This is a genomic window from Trinickia sp. EG282A (assembly GCF_040965455.1).
Taxonomy (GTDB): Bacteria; Pseudomonadota; Gammaproteobacteria; order Burkholderiales; family Burkholderiaceae; genus Trinickia; species Trinickia symbiotica.
In genome coordinates this window covers 48,324-69,326 of record NZ_JBFRCC010000009.1, presented here as the reverse complement: position 1 = coordinate 69,326, position 21,003 = coordinate 48,324, and the positions used below count along the sequence as shown (strand labels likewise).

Annotated in this window: 21 protein-coding genes; 14 read left to right on the top strand and 7 right to left on the bottom strand. The window is 58.8% G+C overall.

The genetic code is table 11. The annotated features are described in order from the left end of the window. Positions 1–6: 6 nt before the first annotated feature. From AB4Y31_RS29760 to AB4Y31_RS29735, 6 genes are all read right to left on the bottom strand, one after another. Positions 7–708 (bottom strand): DotI/IcmL family type IV secretion protein, encoded by a 702-nt coding sequence (locus AB4Y31_RS29760; protein ID WP_368677145.1) that lies wholly within the window; start codon positions 706–708, stop codon positions 7–9. Then, positions 708–1,058 (bottom strand): helix-turn-helix domain-containing protein, encoded by a 351-nt coding sequence (locus AB4Y31_RS29755; RefSeq protein ID WP_368677144.1) that lies wholly within the window; start codon positions 1,056–1,058, stop codon positions 708–710. Before AB4Y31_RS29755 ends, AB4Y31_RS29760 begins: the two co-directional genes overlap by 1 nt. 250 nt (positions 1,059–1,308) lie before the next feature. Next, positions 1,309–2,883, bottom strand: a complete 1,575-nt coding sequence (locus AB4Y31_RS29750; RefSeq protein WP_368677143.1) for a UvrD-helicase domain-containing protein — start codon at positions 2,881–2,883, stop codon at positions 1,309–1,311. 79 nt (positions 2,884–2,962) lie between these two features. Continuing rightward, complete coding sequence (locus AB4Y31_RS29745; RefSeq protein WP_368677142.1) at positions 2,963–3,895, bottom strand: site-specific integrase; 933 nt, start codon at positions 3,893–3,895, stop codon at positions 2,963–2,965. Between the two features lie 623 nt (positions 3,896–4,518). Continuing rightward, positions 4,519–4,911, bottom strand: coding sequence for a hypothetical protein (locus AB4Y31_RS29740; RefSeq protein ID WP_368677141.1), 393 nt, complete (start codon positions 4,909–4,911; stop codon positions 4,519–4,521). Then, positions 4,884–5,897, bottom strand: coding sequence for a PRTRC system protein D (locus AB4Y31_RS29735; protein ID WP_368677207.1), 1,014 nt, complete (start codon positions 5,895–5,897; stop codon positions 4,884–4,886). Before AB4Y31_RS29735 ends, AB4Y31_RS29740 begins: the two co-directional genes overlap by 28 nt. A 394-nt stretch (positions 5,898–6,291) precedes the next feature. Here AB4Y31_RS29735 and AB4Y31_RS29730 point away from each other — a divergent pair, with 394 nt between their 5' ends. From AB4Y31_RS29730 to AB4Y31_RS29665, 14 genes are all read left to right on the top strand, one after another. Next, a complete protein-coding gene (locus tag AB4Y31_RS29730; protein WP_368677140.1) occupies positions 6,292–6,738 on the top strand; it encodes a DotD/TraH family lipoprotein in 447 nt (148 codons plus the stop codon). A gap of 70 nt (positions 6,739–6,808) precedes the next feature. Then, on the top strand, positions 6,809–7,567 hold the full coding sequence (locus tag AB4Y31_RS29725) for a type IV secretory system conjugative DNA transfer family protein (RefSeq protein ID WP_368677139.1): 759 nt from the start codon (positions 6,809–6,811) through the stop codon (positions 7,565–7,567). Further along, positions 7,564–8,679 (top strand): type IV pilus twitching motility protein PilT, encoded by a 1,116-nt coding sequence (locus AB4Y31_RS29720; protein WP_368677138.1) that lies wholly within the window; start codon positions 7,564–7,566, stop codon positions 8,677–8,679. Before AB4Y31_RS29725 ends, AB4Y31_RS29720 begins: the two co-directional genes overlap by 4 nt. Continuing rightward, entirely contained in the window at positions 8,676–8,945 is a 270-nt protein-coding gene (gene icmT, locus AB4Y31_RS29715) for an IcmT/TraK family protein (protein ID WP_082201489.1), read from the top strand. Before AB4Y31_RS29720 ends, icmT begins: the two co-directional genes overlap by 4 nt. Positions 8,946–8,956: 11 nt before the next feature. Then, on the top strand, positions 8,957–9,772 hold the full coding sequence (locus AB4Y31_RS29710; protein WP_368677137.1) for a toxin co-regulated pilus biosynthesis Q family protein: 816 nt from the start codon (positions 8,957–8,959) through the stop codon (positions 9,770–9,772). Continuing rightward, positions 9,760–11,538, top strand: coding sequence for a PilN family type IVB pilus formation outer membrane protein (locus tag AB4Y31_RS29705; RefSeq protein ID WP_368677136.1), 1,779 nt, complete (start codon positions 9,760–9,762; stop codon positions 11,536–11,538). Before AB4Y31_RS29710 ends, AB4Y31_RS29705 begins: the two co-directional genes overlap by 13 nt. A gap of 11 nt (positions 11,539–11,549) precedes the next feature. Then, positions 11,550–12,803 (top strand): type 4b pilus protein PilO2, encoded by a 1,254-nt coding sequence (pilO2, locus tag AB4Y31_RS29700; protein ID WP_368677135.1) that lies wholly within the window; start codon positions 11,550–11,552, stop codon positions 12,801–12,803. Continuing rightward, the gene (locus AB4Y31_RS29695) at positions 12,790–13,347 is read left to right on the top strand and encodes a hypothetical protein (protein WP_368677134.1); all 558 of its coding nucleotides are present in this window, start codon (positions 12,790–12,792) and stop codon (positions 13,345–13,347) included. Before pilO2 ends, AB4Y31_RS29695 begins: the two co-directional genes overlap by 14 nt. Positions 13,348–13,375: 28 nt before the next feature. Next, positions 13,376–15,145: an ATPase, T2SS/T4P/T4SS family gene (locus tag AB4Y31_RS29690; RefSeq protein WP_368677133.1), complete on the top strand. Its 1,770-nt coding sequence runs from the start codon at positions 13,376–13,378 to the stop codon at positions 15,143–15,145. Further along, complete coding sequence (locus AB4Y31_RS29685; RefSeq protein ID WP_368677132.1) at positions 15,145–16,272, top strand: type II secretion system F family protein; 1,128 nt, start codon at positions 15,145–15,147, stop codon at positions 16,270–16,272. The genes AB4Y31_RS29690 and AB4Y31_RS29685 overlap by 1 nt, the downstream gene beginning before the upstream one ends. A gap of 92 nt (positions 16,273–16,364) precedes the next feature. Further along, positions 16,365–16,922, top strand: a complete 558-nt coding sequence (locus AB4Y31_RS29680; RefSeq protein ID WP_368677131.1) for a type 4 pilus major pilin — start codon at positions 16,365–16,367, stop codon at positions 16,920–16,922. A gap of 14 nt (positions 16,923–16,936) precedes the next feature. Further along, the gene (locus AB4Y31_RS29675) at positions 16,937–17,950 is read left to right on the top strand and encodes an ATPase, T2SS/T4P/T4SS family (RefSeq protein WP_368677130.1); all 1,014 of its coding nucleotides are present in this window, start codon (positions 16,937–16,939) and stop codon (positions 17,948–17,950) included. 11 nt (positions 17,951–17,961) lie between these two features. Further along, entirely contained in the window at positions 17,962–19,437 is a 1,476-nt protein-coding gene (locus AB4Y31_RS29670; RefSeq protein WP_368677129.1) for a hypothetical protein, read from the top strand. A gap of 255 nt (positions 19,438–19,692) precedes the next feature. Beyond that, positions 19,693–20,520 (top strand): 2OG-Fe(II) oxygenase, encoded by an 828-nt coding sequence (locus AB4Y31_RS29665; protein ID WP_368677128.1) that lies wholly within the window; start codon positions 19,693–19,695, stop codon positions 20,518–20,520. A gap of 79 nt (positions 20,521–20,599) precedes the next feature. Here AB4Y31_RS29665 and AB4Y31_RS29660 read toward each other — a convergent pair whose 3' ends face one another. Next, positions 20,600–20,848, bottom strand: coding sequence for a helix-turn-helix domain-containing protein (locus AB4Y31_RS29660; protein ID WP_368677127.1), 249 nt, complete (start codon positions 20,846–20,848; stop codon positions 20,600–20,602). Positions 20,849–21,003: the final 155 nt, after the last annotated feature.

Genomic DNA, 21,003 nt, shown 5'->3' with positions numbered 1-21,003 from the left:
CGTCACCTAGTTGTTTGCGCCGTTGCCGAGGAATCGGGTTGCACTTGTTGAAATGCCATCCGGGCTATCGACAGTCGGGACTCTCTCAATATTGGTCTCGATGATGAACGAGTACGATCGTTTCTCCGTCTGACTGACCAACGTGATCGAAATGGGCTGTTGCACAGTCCACTTGTAAATTGGGTCACCACGTTTCGAGGTAGCCGTTACGACGCCAGCACCGGTCGCAACAACAGAGGAGATTTGACGCCGCTCACGAATTTTCGCGATCAGGTCGGAGAACCCTGGATCTGCCATCAGTGCCTGATACCCCTGATCCGTGTAGCACCCTTTGGTGCCGTGGAGTGAGTTCAGGTGCTCTTTGAGATCCTTGTCCACGAAGGTCAGCGTGAACGATCGCGAGATGCAGTCTTGCGCAAACTGCACCACCTTTTCCTGTGAGACGAGCGGTTCATTCAGCGGGACGAGCCGAATAAGACGGCCATCCGGCGTAACTGCAAAATAGACAGGCGGCACTTCACGGTTGTATTGGACCGCGTTCAGGCTGATCGAGACCAGCAACGCGATCGCGAGGATCATGTTGCTGCCGAGCAGCTTCGGCCAACTGAATTTATAGAGAAAAGTCTCTGAGAGCAGTCGCACGGCGGGATGTACTCCCATCCAACCAGGCGCGGATGCCCTCGCTTTCGGAGCAGGCGTCGTTGCCATCAGGCCACCCCTACCTGAAAGCGCGCCGGATACAGCAAATGTATTTCCCGGATGCCCTCGCGCGCGAACTCGGGATGCCTCGCTGCAATCGACATGATGAGTTGTCGGGCGCATTCAAGCATCTCGATCTTGGTGGACTGCGCAGAGGGCTGCGTGGCGCGCGCGCAATCTTGATCCTTCAACACCTTCACCAGACGTTCCGCGATTTCGGGACTCGGAATCGCGCCTTGCTCCAGCCTGGTCAAATACGGACGCGAGATGTCTGCCTTCGTGCAGATCTTGTTCGTGTCGAGGTTGTTGACGATCCGATACGCCTTCAACAGTGTAAGAGGCTTCGAGTCGGTGGCCATGTGGATTGTGTGTATTCTATATCGTTATAACGGTACGCAAATTATTCTCGCCGCCTTATTGCTTGTCAAGCAATTTTCGGTAAGGTCAAGCGCTGTTGCGTTTGGTTACACGAGCGAAGATTGCGGCACATGCAAACTTGCGTGTGCCGCGACTCACTATCGGACAGCCGGTGTGCGGGCGAAGAGCTTGAAAACGACGCAGTTCGACGCCCTTGATGTGTGGATGCGTCAAAAACGACGCATCGTTGCGTCAGTGGCGTGAGGCAAACGAGGCCAGCTTTCCCGCGCCGGCTTCACTCTGTTCGCCGTGGGAAGTAGCGGGCGCTGCGTTTTTGTTGGCGTCGGACATGCGCTGCACCGCGCGAAGCAAACTGCGGATGCTTTCGTTGAGTTGAAGCGCGCGCTCGGCGCGAGTGGCAGCAACGTACAGCAGATTCAGTTCCTCTTCGGGTATCTTATCGGCAGGCAGCAGGATTTCTTTATCGTCAGTTAACTCGAAGAAGTCCTCGGTTAGCAAAACCTGGTCGAATTCCAACCCTTTCGAACTGTGCGCCGTCGTGAAGACAATGCCGCCCTTGAGCGTTTTCGGGGTCACAGCGGCGTCGTGTCGGCTCTTGAGTTCCTCGATCAGTTCGGGGATGCGCTCGCCGTAGGTCTCCGCGATTTTCGCGAGGAATTTTAGTTCGCGATCGTCGGTGTCCTCGGCGGCCGACTTGAGGTCTGCCAGGGTTGTGAACTGCTTTATTGCTGCGTCCTTGATGAGATGGTGTTCGCCCGTCGTCAGGTAGTACGCGTCCATCATCATGTCGAAGCGGTACTTTTCGGTGCCGCCGATGAAGTGATACGGCTTGCCCGATTCCAAGCTGGAAACGGCCGCGTCGAACAGGGCTGCGTTGGTGCGCGAGATCGTGCAATAGGTTTGTGAGCGGTCGATCTCGAACTGCGTCGTTCGATGCTTGCCCAAGCCGGTGATGGGGCGCGGGATCTTGCGGAAGGTGCCCAGGAGCGCAGTAGCGACCGCCGCGACGCCGGACCCGAAGCGGAAGCTAGTCGTAAGGAAATGGCGCTCGTCAACGGGGATCTGCCGCATCGCGTTCGTGGCACCCCGAAACTGATAGATGGCTTGGTTTTCATCGCCGATGACGAGCAGGCCAGTCTTCTGGTTTTTGAGGATATCCAGTACGGTCGGATTCAGATCCTGTGCTTCGTCGCAGATGATCGAGGTGTACTTGCGCGACAAGTCGGGGCTGGTGAGCTGCCAGAGCTTGAGGTAGCCATCGTGCGGAAGAGTGACATCCGCACATTTCGGGTCGCACATTTTCGCGAACAGATCTTTGGCACCCTGCACGACCATCGCGCGCTGGCCGGCTGGCACCTTCAGATCCTTGGGAATGCTCTCGTCGGTGACAGTCTTGTCGGCCGAGCAGAACCACGACTCGAGAGTGGACTTGATCAGCCGTGCCATGCGCGGATTCACTTGCATCGCCTTCGCGATCGCCATCGGACGCATGTCGCCGAGCTTAGCGCCCCACCCTGCTTTTCCGAGATCGGCGAAGAGCCGGGGCACGATCGCACCGTAAGCCAGCGAATGCATGGTGCGGCACTCGACCCATGCAGGGAACTTCGTCTTCGCTTCCTTCGCGATACTGGCGTTGTACGCCATGTACAGGAAGTTCTCCTGCGGGCGTGCTTCCGCGAACTTCACGGCGGTCGTGGTCTTGCCGGTTCCAGCATAAGCGTTTACGCCGACGCGCCGGGCCGTCGTGCCAATCACCTTCGCCTGCTCGGGAGTCGGCTGTGAGGCCGACTTGGTTTCAACGCTCATGGACGCCTCCGTTACGTATCGTACACATGATACGTGCGATATCGGACGGCGGCAATCCGTGTGATGAAGGCGATCTCGGTCAGTTGGGCTTCGGCGTCGGATCATTGGAAACGACGGGTTTGGCGCTCTGCTTGAACTGGAGCCAGGCGGACCGGCGTGGCGCATAGTGTCGGCGCGCCGTTCTCGTTGAACGGTGTCCGAGAAGTGCGGCGACCTCCTCCGGCGAGGCCACGGCTTTCGAATTGGCGGCGAACTGGTGCCTAGCGGAGTACAGCGCGTACCGCTTTGAGGTGTCCCTACCCCAAATGGTCTTGCACGCGCGATTCAATGCCTCGCCACAGCGGTTGTGTATCTGGCTGAACGTCAGGCCCTTGCCTCGTAGCTCGTGCAATGCATCGAGGTGCGCGCGAATGACCGGCAGGTCATCCGCGCGCACGGGAACGGTGCGGCTTGCGCCTGTCGCACGACCATTGGTCGCCTTGGCGTTCTGGACGACGAGTGCCGACTCGTCCTCCGATAGTTGGGCCTTCTGCCATTCGCAAGGACGCAGGCCGGTAGCGAGCGCGGCCATCAGCCAGAGGGCGGCCCGTTTCGCGTAGTCCCCGCCTTGTTTCGGATTCGACAGGTTGGCTACGAGCACATCGTAGTCGCGCTTCGGGATGCCCTTCCTTTTTCGCGATGACGTTCGGCCCGGTTCGCGTTCCGGTTTGCAATCCGAATAAGGCAGTCCCCGGATCTCGTCTGCGGTGGCCTCGAATATCTGGTCGCCGCTGCGTTCGAATTCGATTTGATAGCGGCATACGAGGCTTGCCTGGTACTGCCGGAAGGTAGACCACTTCCACTCTTGTGCGTGCCTCTTCATGTAGGCAACCACATCGCTCGGGGCCGGATAGGCGTCCTCGGGCAACTGCATTTCGTCCGCGATCCTGCTTAGCAGGCTGTCGGCCCGCTTCAGGTAACGGGCCACTGTGTCGTCGGTCCGGGTTTGATGCCGGGCGCGGTCGGTCTTCATTCTTGTTCGCTTCCTTCTTGGTGCGGTCCCGTTGCTGGTTGTCGGCTTCGACGGTATCCCGTCCACTCGATTTCGTCCCTGTCCGTCTGCTGCCCTGTTCGCTTCCGACGGGTGGTGTCCTGCTTGTGGACCGGTGACGGTCGATCGGGTGCGGGCGGTTCGGTTCTCTGCTCGTGTGGTGTCCTACCGGTGTCGTGTCCTGTCGTGGCGAGTTTTCGTTACACGATGAGGTATCACGTAGCGGCTATATTCCATATAGCCGCGTTACACACGCATCTCTGCTGCGGTGTAACCGCCACATAGGGTTCTGTTTCACGCATGATACCTGCAACGGATTGAAAACGGTCGGTGTTCGTGACCGGGTGTTGTTGGGACACGTGCGAGGAAGTTGGCGCGATACGTCGAGGGCGAACGTGCGGCGTGTGCCTGGCGAAGCAGCGACCTTGCTTGACGGGGTGCGACTGGTGGTCTGAGTGACCGGACGAACGCGCGAAACGGATCGAGTGGAGAGCAGTCGGAGAGCGACGGCGAGGTGATTTGGTCGCGGGTTGCGGTGGGTGGTGACGCGACGCGGATATCGGTTGTTACCACGCATACAGCGATGCGTGGTAACAACCGATAGGTCACCTCATGATGTTGAGATTCATCTTGTCCATCAACGACAAATCCACTTTTCGCGTGGGCGGCTTCGTGTCGTGAACAGGCTCGGGCGTGTTGCGCTTTTCGGCTGTTACCACGCGCGAATTCTGTTCGATGGTCGGGGCCTTTGCGGGTGTCGGAGGGAGATCTTTCGGCGCGGGAACCGGTGCTTGTGGAAGCGCGGCGGCGACGACCGGACGCTGCGTGGTAACGGGCAGCGCGCCCTGCTCCACCATCAGTCCGAGCGCCGCAAGCTGCCGCAGCCTGGCCATCCGTTTGTACAGGCTGACTTCCGACAGAGCGTTGTACAGCGCCCTGTCGGTGGCGTCGTTCACCGTGCCGTTGATCCTCAGCGGCTTGCGTTCGACTTCAGCCATTGTTCACCCAGCATTTGGAAGCCGCGGACGTTGGCGAACACGGGATCGGTGCCTACATGCACCTCCAGATTGGGGAATCGGGCCTTCACGGAGTCGAGGTACAGGTGCGTCGCCCCGCCCACGAGGATCACGTTCTCGATATCGACCACGCCCTTTGCGCCGCTGATGAGCTTGTTGACCGCGCCATCGGCCTGCTGACGTACCAGCGGGCGGTACTTTTCGAGATCGACCTGTTTGCCGTAGACCCGCAACGGGCGGCCCGTGCGCAGCGATTCATCGATGCGCATGATGTCGCCCGGATCGCATTTGAGGTCGGCCTCGATGGCTTCTCGCACCGAGGCAAGGATCGTGGACGCGCCGGCGTCGTTGACGGCCGCCGAACGCGAATCGATTGGGCGATCGCCCTCCGAAGTGACCCAATCCAGCGTGTAGAAACCGGGGTCGATGATGAGGTTTCGTTCATCGAAAGCGTTGCTCATGCCGTTCTGGACGACGTAATCATAGAAGCCGCCCATCGGTTGAGGAACTACCGTAACCTTTTGAATCGTTACGGTTTTTTCGCCGAACGTGTGCTCGCCACAAACGAACTCTTCGAGTTGTCGGCGCTTCGCTTCGTAGGTCGTCAGAGGCAGGCCGAGGACGAGGCACGCGATATCGTCCACCTTCATGTACGCCAGCGAGGCCCGGACCAACGCCAGGTAGCGGTTCGAAAGGCAGAAGTTCTCGTCGAGCACGCGGTCATGGCTGCCACCACCGAGCGCCAGGCGCACTTCCTTGCCCACCTCGTAGGTCTCGCCGTCGAGCGAGATCTTCACCGTGTCGCGTTCCTGGCCGATCGCGTGTGAGAAGTTGTTCTGCAATGCAGTCGGCGTCAGCGACGGGAACATGTCGCAGATCTCGGTGAGACCTTGGTCCAGCGCGCCAACCGTGAATTTCGTGTTGCCGTAGCCGACATCGACGGCGCGAACTGCCAATTCCTTACCCATTGTCATAGCCCTCTCAGTACGTTCAAAGGAAACGACGCACCTCTGCGTCATTGCTCCGAATCTTACGTATCAATACAACGATACGCAATAAAAACTTGCGTCGTTTGTCGATGCGCGCCGGACGCGTGACGCAAAAACGACGCAAAGATGCGTTGTTGAATTCGGGTGTCGGGTCCAGCTACCGAGGATGCGTGAATCGAAACGACGCACGAATGCGTCGTTTGTGCGTCGATAGGCGTCCAGGCATCGAAGTGCGAAGCGGGCGGGGTGGGGTGGCAAAGTGCGTATGAATTAACGGATACGCAACAAATCGTTGATCGAGACTTTTACGTATGCTACGCTTGATACGTAATTTATTCGGCCGCTCGGCCGGACTACAGATAAGAGCAAATCTATGCAACTGACACGCGTAGCACTATTCATCGCAGTCAGCGGGGTTGCGGGTTGTGCGTCGCAGCCGCCTGTCGCGGTTGACCAAACAGGCCGGATGCTGGACACGCAACTGAACGAGTCCGCTCAAAAGATTGATCGCCTGCTCGGAGATATCTCGCGCGCGGGCGGTCTGTCGTCTGTTGCGCCCAAAACGGGAACGGTGGTCGTGAAGGGTGATCTCGTGACGGTCGATTGGCAGGGCGACGCGCCCGAGGTGCTGCGCAAGCTTGCCGACGCGAAAGGGCTGAAGTTCTCCATCCTCGGTCGCACCGTTCCCGTGCCGATCTCCATCGACGCCACGAACGAAAGCTTTATCGATGTCCTGCAAAACATCGGCACGCAACTAGGTGGCCGGGCCGATGTGGTGCTGAAAACTGACGCGCTGGAGATCCACTACCGTGCGATTTAAGCGGACGGCCCTCGTATGCGCGTGCGCAGCACTATGGTGCGGCCTCTCGGCCGAACCTGCGCGCGCGGATATGTCGCTGGATGATCTCGCAAACCTCTCGGTGGATTCGCTCCCCGCTGCCGCTGCCATCTCGCCCGCACGGGCGAACATGCTGAGCGAAGTGGCGTTGCCTCTTGGAAGTCACAAGGGCCTGGCGGACCGCTCCGCAGTCCTGGTCGCGGAACTTGAGGCGCGTGCGGCGCGACTCGACACGCTGTATCGGTTCAGCGCTCTCGTGATGAAGAACGGCATGCTGCCTCCCGTCATCAGCGAAGCTCGCGACGCGGTGGAAGCAACGGCAGACCAGATTCGTGCGGCCGATCGCATGTACAAGATCGTCGCGCCCGCGAGGTTCGTCACGATCGCGCCTTCATGGCGGGACTATCTGTTCGTCGGTCTCCGTATCAAGCAATCGCAAGACCTTCCGTTCGCTGCTGTCTTGCCGAAGACGGCGGCTGAGCGTGCCTACTGGAAGGACCAGATCATGATCGGCTACGCGCAGGGCCAGAAGCTCGCGGATCAAATTCTTGAGACAAACCGCGCGCGTCTCGATCGCGACTATATGGGAATGCTGCGCTATTCCGAACTGCTGAACAAGGGCATGGTGTCTGAGCCGACCGTTGCGGTCGCACCGAGCATCGTTTCCGGCGATCGAAACCATATCAATGTTGGCGACACGCTGTATCGGGTGACGGACCACGGCGGCTTCGTGACGGACCCGAACAAGTGGCAGGCGACCATCGCGCCCGGCGCGTCGGATGCGGCGGCCACGAAGGGAGGGGCCAAGTGATTATTCGCCCCGAGCCGTTCAACCTCCAGCCGAATTTCGGGCTGGACAGCCTTCAGTCCTTTCTTTCCTACTGCAACGAAGTTGGCTCGTCGGACATCCTGTTTCAGACGGGCGACGTAGTGTGGGGCGAAATCAAGGGTCGTCAGATCCCGCTCACCACACGGACCATCAAGGACGGCGAGATCAAGACGCTGCTCTCTATTGCGTTTGGGAGCGAGGTGATCGGCGTCATCAAGGGTGGAAACGACGCAGACCGGCCTTACCGGTTTGTTGTCGAGCGAGACACGCGCCGCTACCGCGTCAACATCTCCGGTGCTCAAGTGGGGGATGCGGAAGATGGTCTGTCCATCACGATGCGAACGATTCCCGAGATTCCGCCCCCATTGGATTCCCTCGGCCTTCCGCCCGGAATCCGAGAAAACCTGTTTCAGCCGAAAGGGCTTGTGCTCGTGTGCGGCCCTACCGGGTCGGGAAAAACGACGCTGCAATCGTCTTTCTATGCCCACACGTCAGAGACGGATGGCGACGTAAAGATTCTGCTGTATGAAGACCCGATCGAATTCCTGTTTACGAAGGTCAAGAACGCCGGTCCGAAGATTCGTCAGATGCAGGTCGGCCGCCACATCCCGAGCTTCGCTCGTGGCCTCCGAAATGCAATGCGGTGCAAGCCGACGTTGATTGGAATTGGCGAGGCGCGCGATGCGGAAACGATCAGCGCAACGGTCGAGGCGGCGCTTACCGGGCACGGCGCATACGCGACGATGCACACCGAAAGCGTCCCGGAAACAATCAGCCGCGCAATTCAGGTGTTCCCTGCTGACCAGCACTCCGCGATCGCTTCCAAGATCCTTGGTTCGCTGCGACTGATCGTGGTTCAGATTCTGGTGCCGACGCTTGACGGCAATCGCCACGCAGTACGCGAGTACCTCTATTTCGACCGCGACATCAAGCGCGAGATGAGCGAAATGCCCTACACGCAATGGGGAGCCTTCCTTCGAAAGATCATTGCAGAGAAGAAGCAGGACATGGCGGCCGGTCTTCAGGTGCTGCTCGATCGAAATCTGATCGATAAGAAAGCGTATCGGCGCTACGCAGGCGAGGCGGTCGCATGAAGATGCGCCGTTCGATCTGGCGAGACGCCGCCTTGATTCCGCGCATCGGGCCGATCGATGCGCGCGCTTTCTTCCCCCTCTTTGGCGCGTTGTTCTATCCGCGCAAGTGGTCGTTCGCGTTGGCGGTGCTCGCGATTGTGGGTTTTTTCATTATGGAGAAGCGGGGATACACCCTTCCGGTGCTCCTTCGCGCAATTCGCCACAAATTGCGTGGGGCCGTGGTCCATGCGCGTGCTTGGTGGCATCACCGGAGATATTACGAATGAGAGGGTGCGAGATGCACAAGACCAGGATCGTTATCGCCCTTGCGGCGTTCGGGATCGGTATGGCCTGCGTGCCTGCCGCGCATGCAGGTTTCGTGAACGAAGCTGCGCAGCAACAACAACAGCAGCAGCTTGCCGCTGCTGGCCCGGCTCCCGAGATCAAGTCTAGCCCGCTGCCGGATACGCCGGCCGTGCCCTCGTCGGGGCGGAAGGTCACGCAGATCGGAATGCGTCCATCCAGCGTGAGTGTGCCGCGTGGCAAAGGAACCGATATCGCATTGGGCGACATGGTGCCCGTCGTCGTGCCGCGTGAGTTCCGTCTCGATCTGAGCAACGTGAATACGCAGCAGCTTGTCGCCTGGAACGGCGGCAAGCCATGGGATGCGGTCCTGACCGACGCCATCATGCCGCTTGGCAACGTCGAGGCAACGATCGACTGGAGTCAACGTGCCGTTACGTTGCGACGCGTCGCGTCCACGGTTTCGATGGTCGCGGCCAGTGGCAACGCGAGCAATGCAAATGACGTTGCTGCGAAGCCAGCGATCCCGCTGGCAGTTGCGATGCGGTGGGAAGTGAAAGCGAGTGACGTGACGTTGCGTCAGACGCTGATCCGTTGGGCGAAAGACGCTGGCTGGCAGGTGTCATGGGAGATCGGGTACGACTACCCCGTGCAACTGGAGGGGTCATTCACCGGCAGCTTCGAGGATGCGGTGGATCAGTTCATGGGTTCGCTTCGATATAGCGACTATCCGGCACTCGCCTGCATGTACGAGGCCAATCACGTGGTTCGTGTGCTTCACTACGGGGACAAGAAAGAATGCGACAAGTAAATAAGCGCGCCGTCGCTGCGGCCGCTCTCGCACTCGCGCTGTCGGCATGCAACACCATGCAGCGCGACGTGGACCATCAAACCGCTCAGGTTACGGACCAGATTGGCGCCTACAACCGTATAGCGACCATCCAGAACGCGACATCCAACGTGCGCGTGGTCCAGCGGGTCAGTGGCGCTTGGTTGGGCGGCCGGGCGGTGCCAATGACGGCGGATGCAACGCTGCCCGAAATCTTCAAGCGGAACGACTTCCAGTTTCAGTTCAAGGACGGTCCGGGCGATCTCCAACTGCTGGCTGAGCGACTGACGAAGCTGACGGGCATTCCCGTTCGTGTGCAGCCGGATGCGCTGATGCCGCTCTCGGCGTTCATGGACAAATTGGGTGGTGGCGGAGGCTCGGCATCTGCGACCTCGGGAGGCGGTGCCTCGGCCCCCGCGACGGTTCAGCCGATTCCGAATGCGACGCTGCCGCCATTGCCGAGTCCTGCTGCGGGCGGTTCGCTCGCGGCGGGCCTGTCCTCCGCGTCGTATGGCGGTCGAGCGGACGAGACCAAGTACAACATGAACTACGTGGGAACCCTGCAAGGGTTCCTTGAGTTGACCTGTGCGAAGGGTGGTCTGTCATGGGATTACCACGATGGCGTCATCACCATTCGCCGGTTCGTCACTAAAGTCTTGTCGCTGAAGGCGTTGCCTGGCTCGTCCGGTTTCGATGCCTCGCTCGGCCGCGAGGGGCAGACTCAGACCGGCTCGCAGGGTGGAGCGCAGGGCAGCACTTCGCAGAACAACGGCGGCTATTCTTCGAACACTAAGATCAAGATGGATTCGGCCTATAGCGTCTGGACCTCGATCGAAGGGCAGATCAAGGCGATCAAGACTCCGCCAGGCCGCTACTGGATTTCCGAAGCGACGGGAACTATCACTGTCACTGACACGAAGGCCGCCGTTGACGATATTTCGCGGATCATCGATCACGAAAACGGGCTGCTGACGCGTCAAATCGTGATGCGCGTGGAAGTGCTGTCAGTCAAGCTCACCAGTGCTCAGCAATACGGCATCGACTGGAATGTCGTCTTCAACAAGGTCACCAATATGGTTCCTTGGGCACTCTCGTTCACGTCGCCGACTTCGCTTGTTTCCACAACCGCAGGCAGCCTGGGGGCGTCGGTGCTGACCCCGACCAGTGGATCGCCCTCCGCGTGGTCCGGCTCAAAGGCGATGTTTAATGCGCTGCAAGAGTATGGACGGGTGAAGGTCGTGACGACGGCGAATGCCATGACCGTCAACCGTCAGCCGGTGCCTGTGGCCATCACGCAGCAGACTGGCTATCTGGCCGAGATCACTCCTGCACCGGCCGGCGCGTCGGGCAACGTCGGCGGCACGCCTGGTCTCACGCCGGGAACAGTCACGACCGGCTTCATGCTCAATCTGCTGCCGACGATCCTCGACAGCAATAGCATCCTGCTCCAGTTCTCTATGGGGATTTCATCGCTCGATTCGCTGGACAAGCAGACCTCCGGCACCGGCAGCAACCAGGAAAGCATCCAGACGCCGACGATTTCGAGCACCGATTTCTTGCAGAAGGTCGCGTTACGTCCGGGCGATACGCTCGTGCTCTCGGGCTATGAGCGTGAACAGGGACAGTATGACAAGCGGACGCTGACGGATAAAGCGCCTGTGGGTCTCGGCGGCTCGTTCAACGGCTCGACGGACCGCGAGGCAGTCGTGATCCTCGTGACGCCTGTCGTTGCCGAAGGCGCTATCTAAGGCGGGCTGCTATGTCTGTGCGACTCATTGCCGTTGACGGCTACCACGTTGTATTCGGCCTCGATTGGGTGCCGCTGACTGGGGAGTCCTCCGAGAAGAAGGAGGTGCAGGCACTTGTCTCCGATATGGATGCAGCGTTCGAGGTTCGGTACTCGAACGATCAGGCAATCATGTTCGGCTTCCTTGCGGATAGCGAGGTGCCGGAAAGCCTTCCAAAAGCGGCCAAATCCAAGCTGCTTTCTGCCTCCGTTCTGTTGGCGACGTTCCCGCAAGTCACGCCCAACGCGATCTGGATCGAGATCGACGGGCAGTCCGCGCGCATGGCCGTCCTCAAGGACGGACTGCCGATGCCTTCCGGTGACTTTTGCGGTGATATCGGTGACGCGGAAGAGCGCATTCGACAGATCGAAGCCGACAGCGGCGGGGTGACGTTCACATTCTTCGGAAACTATGAGGCTGTCTACGGAAGCACGATTCCGATCACGCTGGAGGAGCTTGTTCGCGAAGGTGGCGTCGCGGCCGCCACGCTCAAAAAGGCGAGCAAGGGTGTCAATCTCAAGCAAATTGCCTTGCTGGTTGCGCTTGTTGGGTTGGGTGCTTATTTAGTTTTGCCTAACTTCCAGACAAAGCCGCACAAGACTGCGGCCAAGCAGGAAGATCCGAACGTCACGTACCAGCGAACAATCGCTGAAAAGCTTGCCGCTGCCGGCGCGCCCATCACCGCGGCAGCGCCCGCGCTGCTCGGAACCTGGCACATCGATCCGCTTCAGGGTGGTTGGTTTCTCTCGAAGATCTCTTGCCAGGTGTCGGCATGTACCTACACGTGGACCATCCAGGGCGGGAACTTCGAAACGTTGGTCGCCGCGCTTGGTCCGCACGACTATGACCTGTCTCTCGATGGGAAGACGGCTTCTTACACTGTGCCAAATGCGCCTTTCAAGGCTGTGTATCTGGAGAGGGCAACGTTCCCGACATTTCCGCAGTTCAAGTTGCGGGAAGGTTCTTTGGCACAGGATCTCGCGCTCGCTGGCGTAACGCTTACGTTCGATCAGCCAACGGTGTTTGGCGCTGATCCGAAGTGGAGTGTGACTGCGCTTCATAACGTTGTGAGAGCGGGGGCGGTGACGGGTGCGGGACCGGCTGCGCTCCTGAAGGACACCATCGCGCGCTTGCCTGATTCTATGTCGATCGATGAGATCGATGTGAACACAACCGGGCTTGATCCGAAATTCACGTTTCAGGGGAAATACTATGTCAAAGACTAGCGGACTCGTGCTGATTTTTTCGTTGGTCCTGTTCGCCCATGGAGCCGTTGCCGACACGCTCGATGTGCTCGTGGACAAGCAACGCCAGGCGTTGGTACACGAGATGGACAAGAGGTTGCAGGATGACAGCGGCACTAAACAGGCGCAGGGACAGGCCACTTCGCAGGGCCAGTTGCCGTCCGCTCCTGCATCGGCGGAAGCTGACGCGAAGAAAGCCGCGCACAATCCCGTGGACGATCTCCGGGTGAATGCCATTTACGGTGTGAACGGCATGACGACCGTTGATGTTTCAATCGGCGACGGTCCTTCATACCCCATCACGAAGGACCGCTCGATCAAAGGTTGGACGATCGCCAAAGTCTCGCCCTCGTCCGTGACGTTCAGGAACGTGAAGACGAAGGCGCTCAAAACCATCTATCTGGCCGAGCCGACCACATCGCCATCACCGACCTCGCAGACGACGATGGCCGGCGGGATAATTCCGCCTAGTGGCATGTCGGGTGGCATGCCGATGCCGAATTTCCCGCGCATGATCGGCCAGTAAAATCGTGGGCACGCCAAGGGCAGCAGATATGGACACGTCGTCGTACCTGGGGAAATGGTTCGGCCGCTTTTTTGTGGATGCCGCGCAGAGCGCGCATCCGCAGAAAGCCGTAGTGTCGCGAGCCACGGCCGCGAAGACCGTTCCTGCTCGCGCCGCAGCGCACGCGCAGGCGAAGACGTTGCCGAATTGGACCCGCGTGCAGTCCGTGGCAGAACTGCCCGCCATTCACCGCATCTACACGGCTGCAAAAGCGGACTTCGAAGTAGCGGAATCGCTGAGGACTGTGCTCGTCGTGACCGGGCACGAAGGTGGGACGGCCAGCGTTCTGATCGACCCGGCTTCGTACAGGCAGGCGTCCATGCACGTGGACAGTCTGCGTGAGCGCCTGCGCAAGGCTCAGATCCGTGTCGTGAAATCGGCGTTCGCGGACCGAGACCTCATAGCCGCCATCTACAAAACCGAACATCATGAGGCGCTTGTAGATGACATCGCCTCGAGTTCGTCGGAAGAGAGTCGCTTATTCGACACCTTCATTCGATACGGGATCGAGAACGGAGCAACCGACCTTCACGTCATCGTCAAGGGGCAGCATGGCGTCGTCAAGTATCGTATCGACGGCGAAATGGAAGTCATGAAAGGGCCGACGAAGGGCGTGTACACACGCGAGCAGTTGCATGGCGCGTTCGGCTACGCCTACAACAAGCTGATGGCAGACCGCACCGGTTCGCATTCCTCGTTCACCAGCGAGGATTTCCAGTCATGCATGATTCCTTATCGTGTTGGCGAGAAGGCGATGAACCTCCGCTGGCAATCGTCGCGAGGCTTCGAGGGTTTCACGGTCTACATCCGCTTTCTGATGAAGGACAAGACGTTCAAAGCGGACCGCTTCCAGGACTTCGGATACGAAGACGACCAGGCGGAGATGTTCTCCCGCGTCGCCCGCACGCGCAAAGGAATGATTCTGATCGTCGGCGAGACAAACTCAGGAAAATCGACCGCGCTCACGCACTACATTGAGACGCTTCCCGATCGCGACAAACTCAACATCATCATGGTCGAAGATCCGACCGAAAAAGCTGTTGACGGAACGTCGTTGCAGATCTCGTTGCAACGTACCCTGTCGGTCGATTCCGACAAGACGCCGTTCAGGGAAGTGCAGGGCGTGTTGATGCGTAGCGACCCCTGCATCATCGCGCAGGGCGAGATCCGCGATATCGACTCGGGAACCTGCGCGAAGACGCTTCTGGAATCCGGCCACCAAGTCCTCGCGACCTCCCACGCGCCCGGCGTGATGGACGCTTTTGTGCGGCTCGCGAGCAGCGAAATCGGCTTCTCGATGGAGACGCTGACTCGCCCGCGTTTCTGGTCTCTTGTCGTTGCTCAGTCGCTCGTGCCGAAGCTCTGCTCGTGTTCATGTGACCAGTACGCGGACGAAACGATACCGCACATCACCGCATTCATCCGTGAGCGATTCCAGATCGAAACGTCCAAGATGCGCACGAAAAAAGAAGGCGGATGCCCCTTGTGTGGCGGGCGTGGAACGAAGGGGTTGACGGTCGTCGCCGAGATGTATCAACCATCTCGAAACTTCCTTCAGGCCATGCGCGGCAACGATGATTACGGCGCTGAGCGCATCTGGAGATCCGAGAGCGACAAGCGTTTCGACTCGCCGAATATGCGCGGGAAAACCATGTTCGAGCACGCGCTTTACAAGGCGTACACGGGTTTGATCGACCCGCGCCAGGTGGAGACGTTCGAACTGTTCGATCAATACGAAATCATGTTTGAGGCTGCTTAATGAGCATCGATCTGAAACGGCTAAAACGCGAGGCACGTGAACATTTTAATCGTGTGAAGCTCGCTTTCACTATTCGCCGCTTCCGCAGCACGCGGGAGAAGTTCTACGTCGATCTGGCGGAGGCAATCAAGGACAAGGAACCGACCGCGAAGTTTCTTTCTATCCGCCTCACCCGCGCCATCAAACAGAAAGACCCATACGGCCGCTTGTACCAGATCTTCCTCGAACGGCTCGACCAGAAGGGTGGTTCGCTCTCGCACATGATGAGCGGAATCGTCCCTGACAGCGATCTTCTGGTGATTGCTTCAATCGAGGCACGTGGCGATCTCGATGAGGGTTTGCGGTTCCTTGCGACGACGATCAAGAGCCAACGCGCGATGACGGCAGAAATGGCCTCTGCCCTGCTTGTTCCGGCTCTGGTGACGACCGTATGCCTTGGCTTCATCGGCATGCTGAGCTTCTTCGTGATCCCGGTGTACGTGACGATCGTTCCACCAGAAAAGTGGAATTCGATGGGCAAGTCTATCTACGCCGTCTCGTATGTCGCGCGGCATTATGGCCTGGTCATTTTCATCGCGGCCGGCGCGCTTCTGTGGTGGTTCAAGTGGTCGATCCCGAACTGGCGCGGACGCCGGCGTGCCAAGGCGGACAACTACATTCCCTATCGCGTCTTCCGTGACTACCATGGCTCCATTTTCATGGTGGCGCTGGCGTCGCTCATGGTGTCAGGCGAAACGTTGGTGCGGTCGCTGGAGAAGCTGAAGCGTCGAGGTAAGCCGTGGTTGCGGTGGCACATCAATACGATCCTGAATCGCCTTCTTACGAAGAACCTCAACTATGGCGAGGCGTTCGCCACGGGAATCTTCGGGCAGGAACTGTCCAACCGATTGATCGACCAGAGTCGCCGCAGTTCCGACTTCAATCAGGTCATCAAGAAGATGGGCGTGGAGGGGATCGAGGAAGCGCGTGAGCAGGTCAGGAAGTCAGCCAAGAGCTTGAATATCGCGCTGGTCTTCGTTCTCGGCGGCGTTGTGGCCTACCTGCTGCTTGGCACGCTGTACACCGCGCAGGGCTTGAGTGCTGGACTGCGGGAATCCATTCGTCACCATCAGGTTCCAAAGAAATGACCTTCACAAAACATGATACGTGCGCACGTAGCAATGCGTATAATTGCATTGATACGCAACACAACGACGGATTTACACACCAAGGGGGCTTCATGGCTGCTCATTTGAACGGGAAATTCAAGCGCCTGCATAAGCAGAAGGGGTACACGCTGATCGAACTCTCGATTGCGGGCGCGATCATCGCGCTGTTGATTTATGGGACCGTCAAGCTGGTCAATGGCGTGATCGCAGATCACCGGGCGAACGCCGAGTTGCAGGAATTGCCGATGGTCATCACAAAGGTTCAGAAGATCTACGGCAACCGGCCGAACTTCTCGGGTGCTACGCAGGCGATCTTGGTCAACAACGGGGCTTTTCCGGCTGATTGGGTGGTGACGGGTTCGACCAACCTCGTGAACCGTTGGAGCGGTGCTGTGACGCTCGGCGTGACCACGATCGGTGGTGTCTCGAACAACGCAATCACGTTTGCGACGGCGGGCGTGCCCGACTCCGAATGCCAATCGATCGTGCCGGGCATGGATGACTCCGTGCGCACGACGACGGTGAACGGCACGCTCGTGAAACAGGATGGCCAGCCGAGCGATCCGGGACTGACCGGCACATCTTGCACGAATGGCCAGAACACCATCACCTACGTTTTCAGCAAATAAGCGGAGCCGTCGCCATGCAACCGACCGAACTTGACGACATGCTTCTGCTGGAAGCGGCAACCTACTCCGACTGGCACGTGGACATTTCGAGGCCGGAGACCTCGGTGGTGTTTCGCGAAGTGAACGACCAAGGGGAAACGCTCGCAGAGGCGAAGCCTTCGAAGGTGCCTCAGAACATGCAGCCCGTGCTGTTGCATATGACGGAGTGGTTGAAGAAGCATCGGGAGAGCGGCGATCAGCATTCGTTCGCGATGAGCATCAAGGAACTCAGATTTCGCGGCGAGCGTATGCGTCCTGATCGCTATGCACTGCGTCGGACGCGTCAAGAAGTCGAGTCGCTAAGCGGACTGAATCTCGGACGCGCGGCGGAAGAACTGTTGCTTGATCCTGAATTCCGATCCGGGGGGCTCATCCTCGTTTGCGGCGAGACAGGCGCTGGTAAGTCAACCACGCTTCGCTCAGCCGTCAAGGGGCGGCTGGAGAAGTTCGGCGGCTACGCGCTGTGCGTCGAGTCACCTATCGAAGTCGAGTTCGAAGGATTTCATGGCGAAGGATATCTGGAACAGGTGGACGCAACGCTCATGGGCTACAAGTACGAAGTCGAGACGGCCATGCGTAAGTTTCCCGCTGCTACGCGAAGCATGTTCATGTTCGGTGAGGTAATCGGGCAGGATGCTGCGGCCGAGCTTGTCCGCTTAGCTCCGCGCGGAAACCTCGCGGCGACCACCATCCACGCGGATTCTCCAGAATCGGGGATCAAGATGTTGATCACGCTCGCCGAGCGTGGTGGAGAGTCCTATGCTCGCCAACTGCTTGGTTCTTCGCTTCGCGCCGTAGTGCATCAACGCATGGTCCGAGGTAAGCCAATGGTTCAGTGCTTCAAAGTCGATGACATGATCAGGAACGTCATTTCTCACTCCGAAACGTCGCTTTCTAATCTCACCTCGGCGATCGATCAGGCCAAGCGCCAGATTGCTTCACAGTCGCTCCGCGCTGGCGCACCGGCGCAACCGCGCATGCATCTGTAAGGGGCGTGGATATGGCTTTCCGTCTTTGCTCGGTTTTCGCTGGCTCCCGCGCTCGGCAGCGCGGCTTCTATGACCTGGTGTCGATCGGCATCGGCGCGACGATCGCGATCGCGTTCGCGACTGTTGGCCTGTGGGAAAAGCGACAAGAGATGCTGTCGGATCAGATGGCGGCGCAAGGCGGCGTCGTGCTGGATATCGGAAACTTAATCAACAGCAAGTATCTCTCGCTGTACTACTCGAATCTCGTGAACGGCACGGCGATCGCAGGGGTCGCCAATGAATATGCGCCGACGATGGCGGAGCTTCAGGCGATCAACGTCATCCCGTCAGGATTCTCAACGACGAGTGCTTATGGTACGCCGTATCAGGTAGCGCTTGCCAAGATTCCTGCGGGCTGCGTTGCGCCGGCATGCGACATCGCCGGGAAGGTGTACATCGGTGGGGCGATCACCGATCCCTCAACAGGTAAGCCGATGACGCTTGAGGACGCGGCGGCGGCCATCGGGGGCGACGGCGGATACTCAGACACGATCACACCCGGCACGATCACCGGCATGAACGGTTCGTGGACGGACACGAACCCGTTGGGGAACGTCGCTGGCGTGCTTGCTATGCGAGTGGGGTATGGGTCGAGCGGATGGTCGGCCTATGTTCGTCGGGATGGGTCTCTGCCGATGGAAGGCGATCTGAACTTCAAGGGTACGACGGGAGCGCTTCATAACATTACCAATGCTGCCGTAGTTAACAGTCAATCTGTCAACGTCCAAAATTCATCAGGTGTGCAAGCTGTAAGCTTAGGTGTTGGATCGGTGACGCATTACGACTCAATCAATCAGGTCTACGCTCAAGCCGATAACGGGACGGTGATTGCAAACCGTAACGGTTCGGGCTTCGCGCCACTCTATTCAGGATCAGTCTCGGCTAGCGGAAACGTCAATGCGAGCGGGAACCTCAATGTAAGCGGTACGACCGCCTCAAACGGGAGTGTCTATACGAACGGCAGTTATGTGTTGCAGCAGAACGGGGCGGCTCTGTTGGGCAACGGACAGGTGGAGGTGAATGCGAATGGGAGCCTGTACCTGAACCCTTGGTCGGGCGGGCAAACGATCGTCGGTGGCGGGGGGGGCAGCGGCCAACTCGTGGTTGCTGGCCGGCTGTACGCAAACGAATATATCCAACCGAACGGGTGGGCGGCCCAAGGCGGAGGCTGCTCTCCCAACGGTTTGATAGCCAATTCAGGCAACGGCCCACTGTTTTGCCAATCCGGTGTGTGGAGAACACCGGGAAATTACGGCGGCCAATACGTCATCAGGCAGTACCTATGGAGTGGACAGATGCTGACTGATGGCACAGGTTGCCAGTCCAATCCGCTCACTGGATCGTGCTCTTGCCCGAGCGGATTTGGCGATTACGGATACTCTACGGGACAGTCCTACGCCTACAGCGAGTGGGACTCGATCTACATAACGCACTTTTGTCTTTCGTAGGGCCACGAAGCAGAGCGGGCTTCGCCTTGCGAATCCGGCGTGTGGCAACCGGTCGGACAGGTGCCCGCTGGAAACTATGGTTCACAGGGGCTTCAGGGTCAATTTCGGCGACGGCTACATGTGCTGGCATTGCGTTGGACGTTGTGGGCCAGTCGAATCGACTCCGCCCTCGGGGATAGCCGATGAAGCGTTTCGGGATTGTGGAATAATTCGGTGCGCACCTCTCGCGCAGCGCACTTTCAACGGTGGACTCGAATGGATAAAAAGTATATTGGTGAACTAATCATTGCTCGCCTCGAGCAAAGCCGTCGCGACATCGCTCAACAATGGGCGCATCCGGAATCGGAAGGGACGCATACACGGCACTTTTACGTCGATGATTTGCTCCCCGAGCCCGTAGCGCGATCCATCTATGATGCCTTTCCGCGCAACGCGGAGGGCTTCTTTGATCGGACGTCGTTCCGCGAGTCGAAGAAGACCTTGACGAACCTCCAAACATGCGCGCCGATCCTGAGTGCAATCACGTATGCTCTCCAAGAACCCTCCGTCATTGACACGGTGGCGGACATTGCGCAGCTTTCCGGGCTTGTGCCCGACCCGAGCCTTTATGCGGCTGGGCTGTCGATGATGTTCAAGGAGGACTTCCTAAATCCTCATATCGATAACAGCCATGACGGGTCGCGGGCGCTCTATCGCCGCATGAATTTTCTCTACTACGTCTCGCCGGACTGGACGCTTGAGAATGGTGGGAACTTTGAGCTATGGGACGCGGCGGTCACCAAGCAACACACGGTGGTCGCAAAGTTCAACCGCCTGTTGGTGATGGAGACCACGAAGACGTCGTGGCACTCTGTCAGTCGAGTGGAGGTCGATCGGCCACGCTGCTGCGTGTCGACGTATGTTTTCTCGCCGCGCTCCGCGGACGAAACCGAGTACTTCCACGTGACATCGTTCATGGGCCGGCCGGAGCAGCCCACGCGACGGGTGCTTGGCCGTCTCGATAATGCACTGAGGCAAACGGCGTCGGTGGTGCTAAATACGGGCCGTGGACGCAACCTGGTCAATCGACCCGATCAAGATTGATAGACGTACGGGCGCTCGTTGGATTCCTGTTGGACCGTGAGAGAGGATGGTACTTGTTTGGTGTCGGAGGCAATTCGTGTCACGCGCTGGGCGGCCCGGCGAGCAGCGTGGATTCGACCGCAACAGCCATCTCAACTAGAGATACGTTCAATCCACGGGCGAGCGTAAGCATCGTGTCGAGGCTTGGCGAGCGCAGGCCGCGTTCGAGGAGCGAGATGTACGTGCGATCGAGATCAGTCACCCTCGCCAATGCATATTGCGACATGCATCGATCATTTCGAAGCTTGCGCAGCGTAATGGCGAACGCATTGTTGGCTTGACTTTTCAAATTCCAGGCCCGTCTATCTGGGCCGAAATTTTCGGTTTGATGACAATAGTCATCAGCAGACTATTGTCCGAGTTTTGTAACGGGCTAGACACGGCGACGGTTTTCTAAGGAACCAGGACGCCTTTTCGTCACTTGGAGCCCGTTCTTGAGGGTTT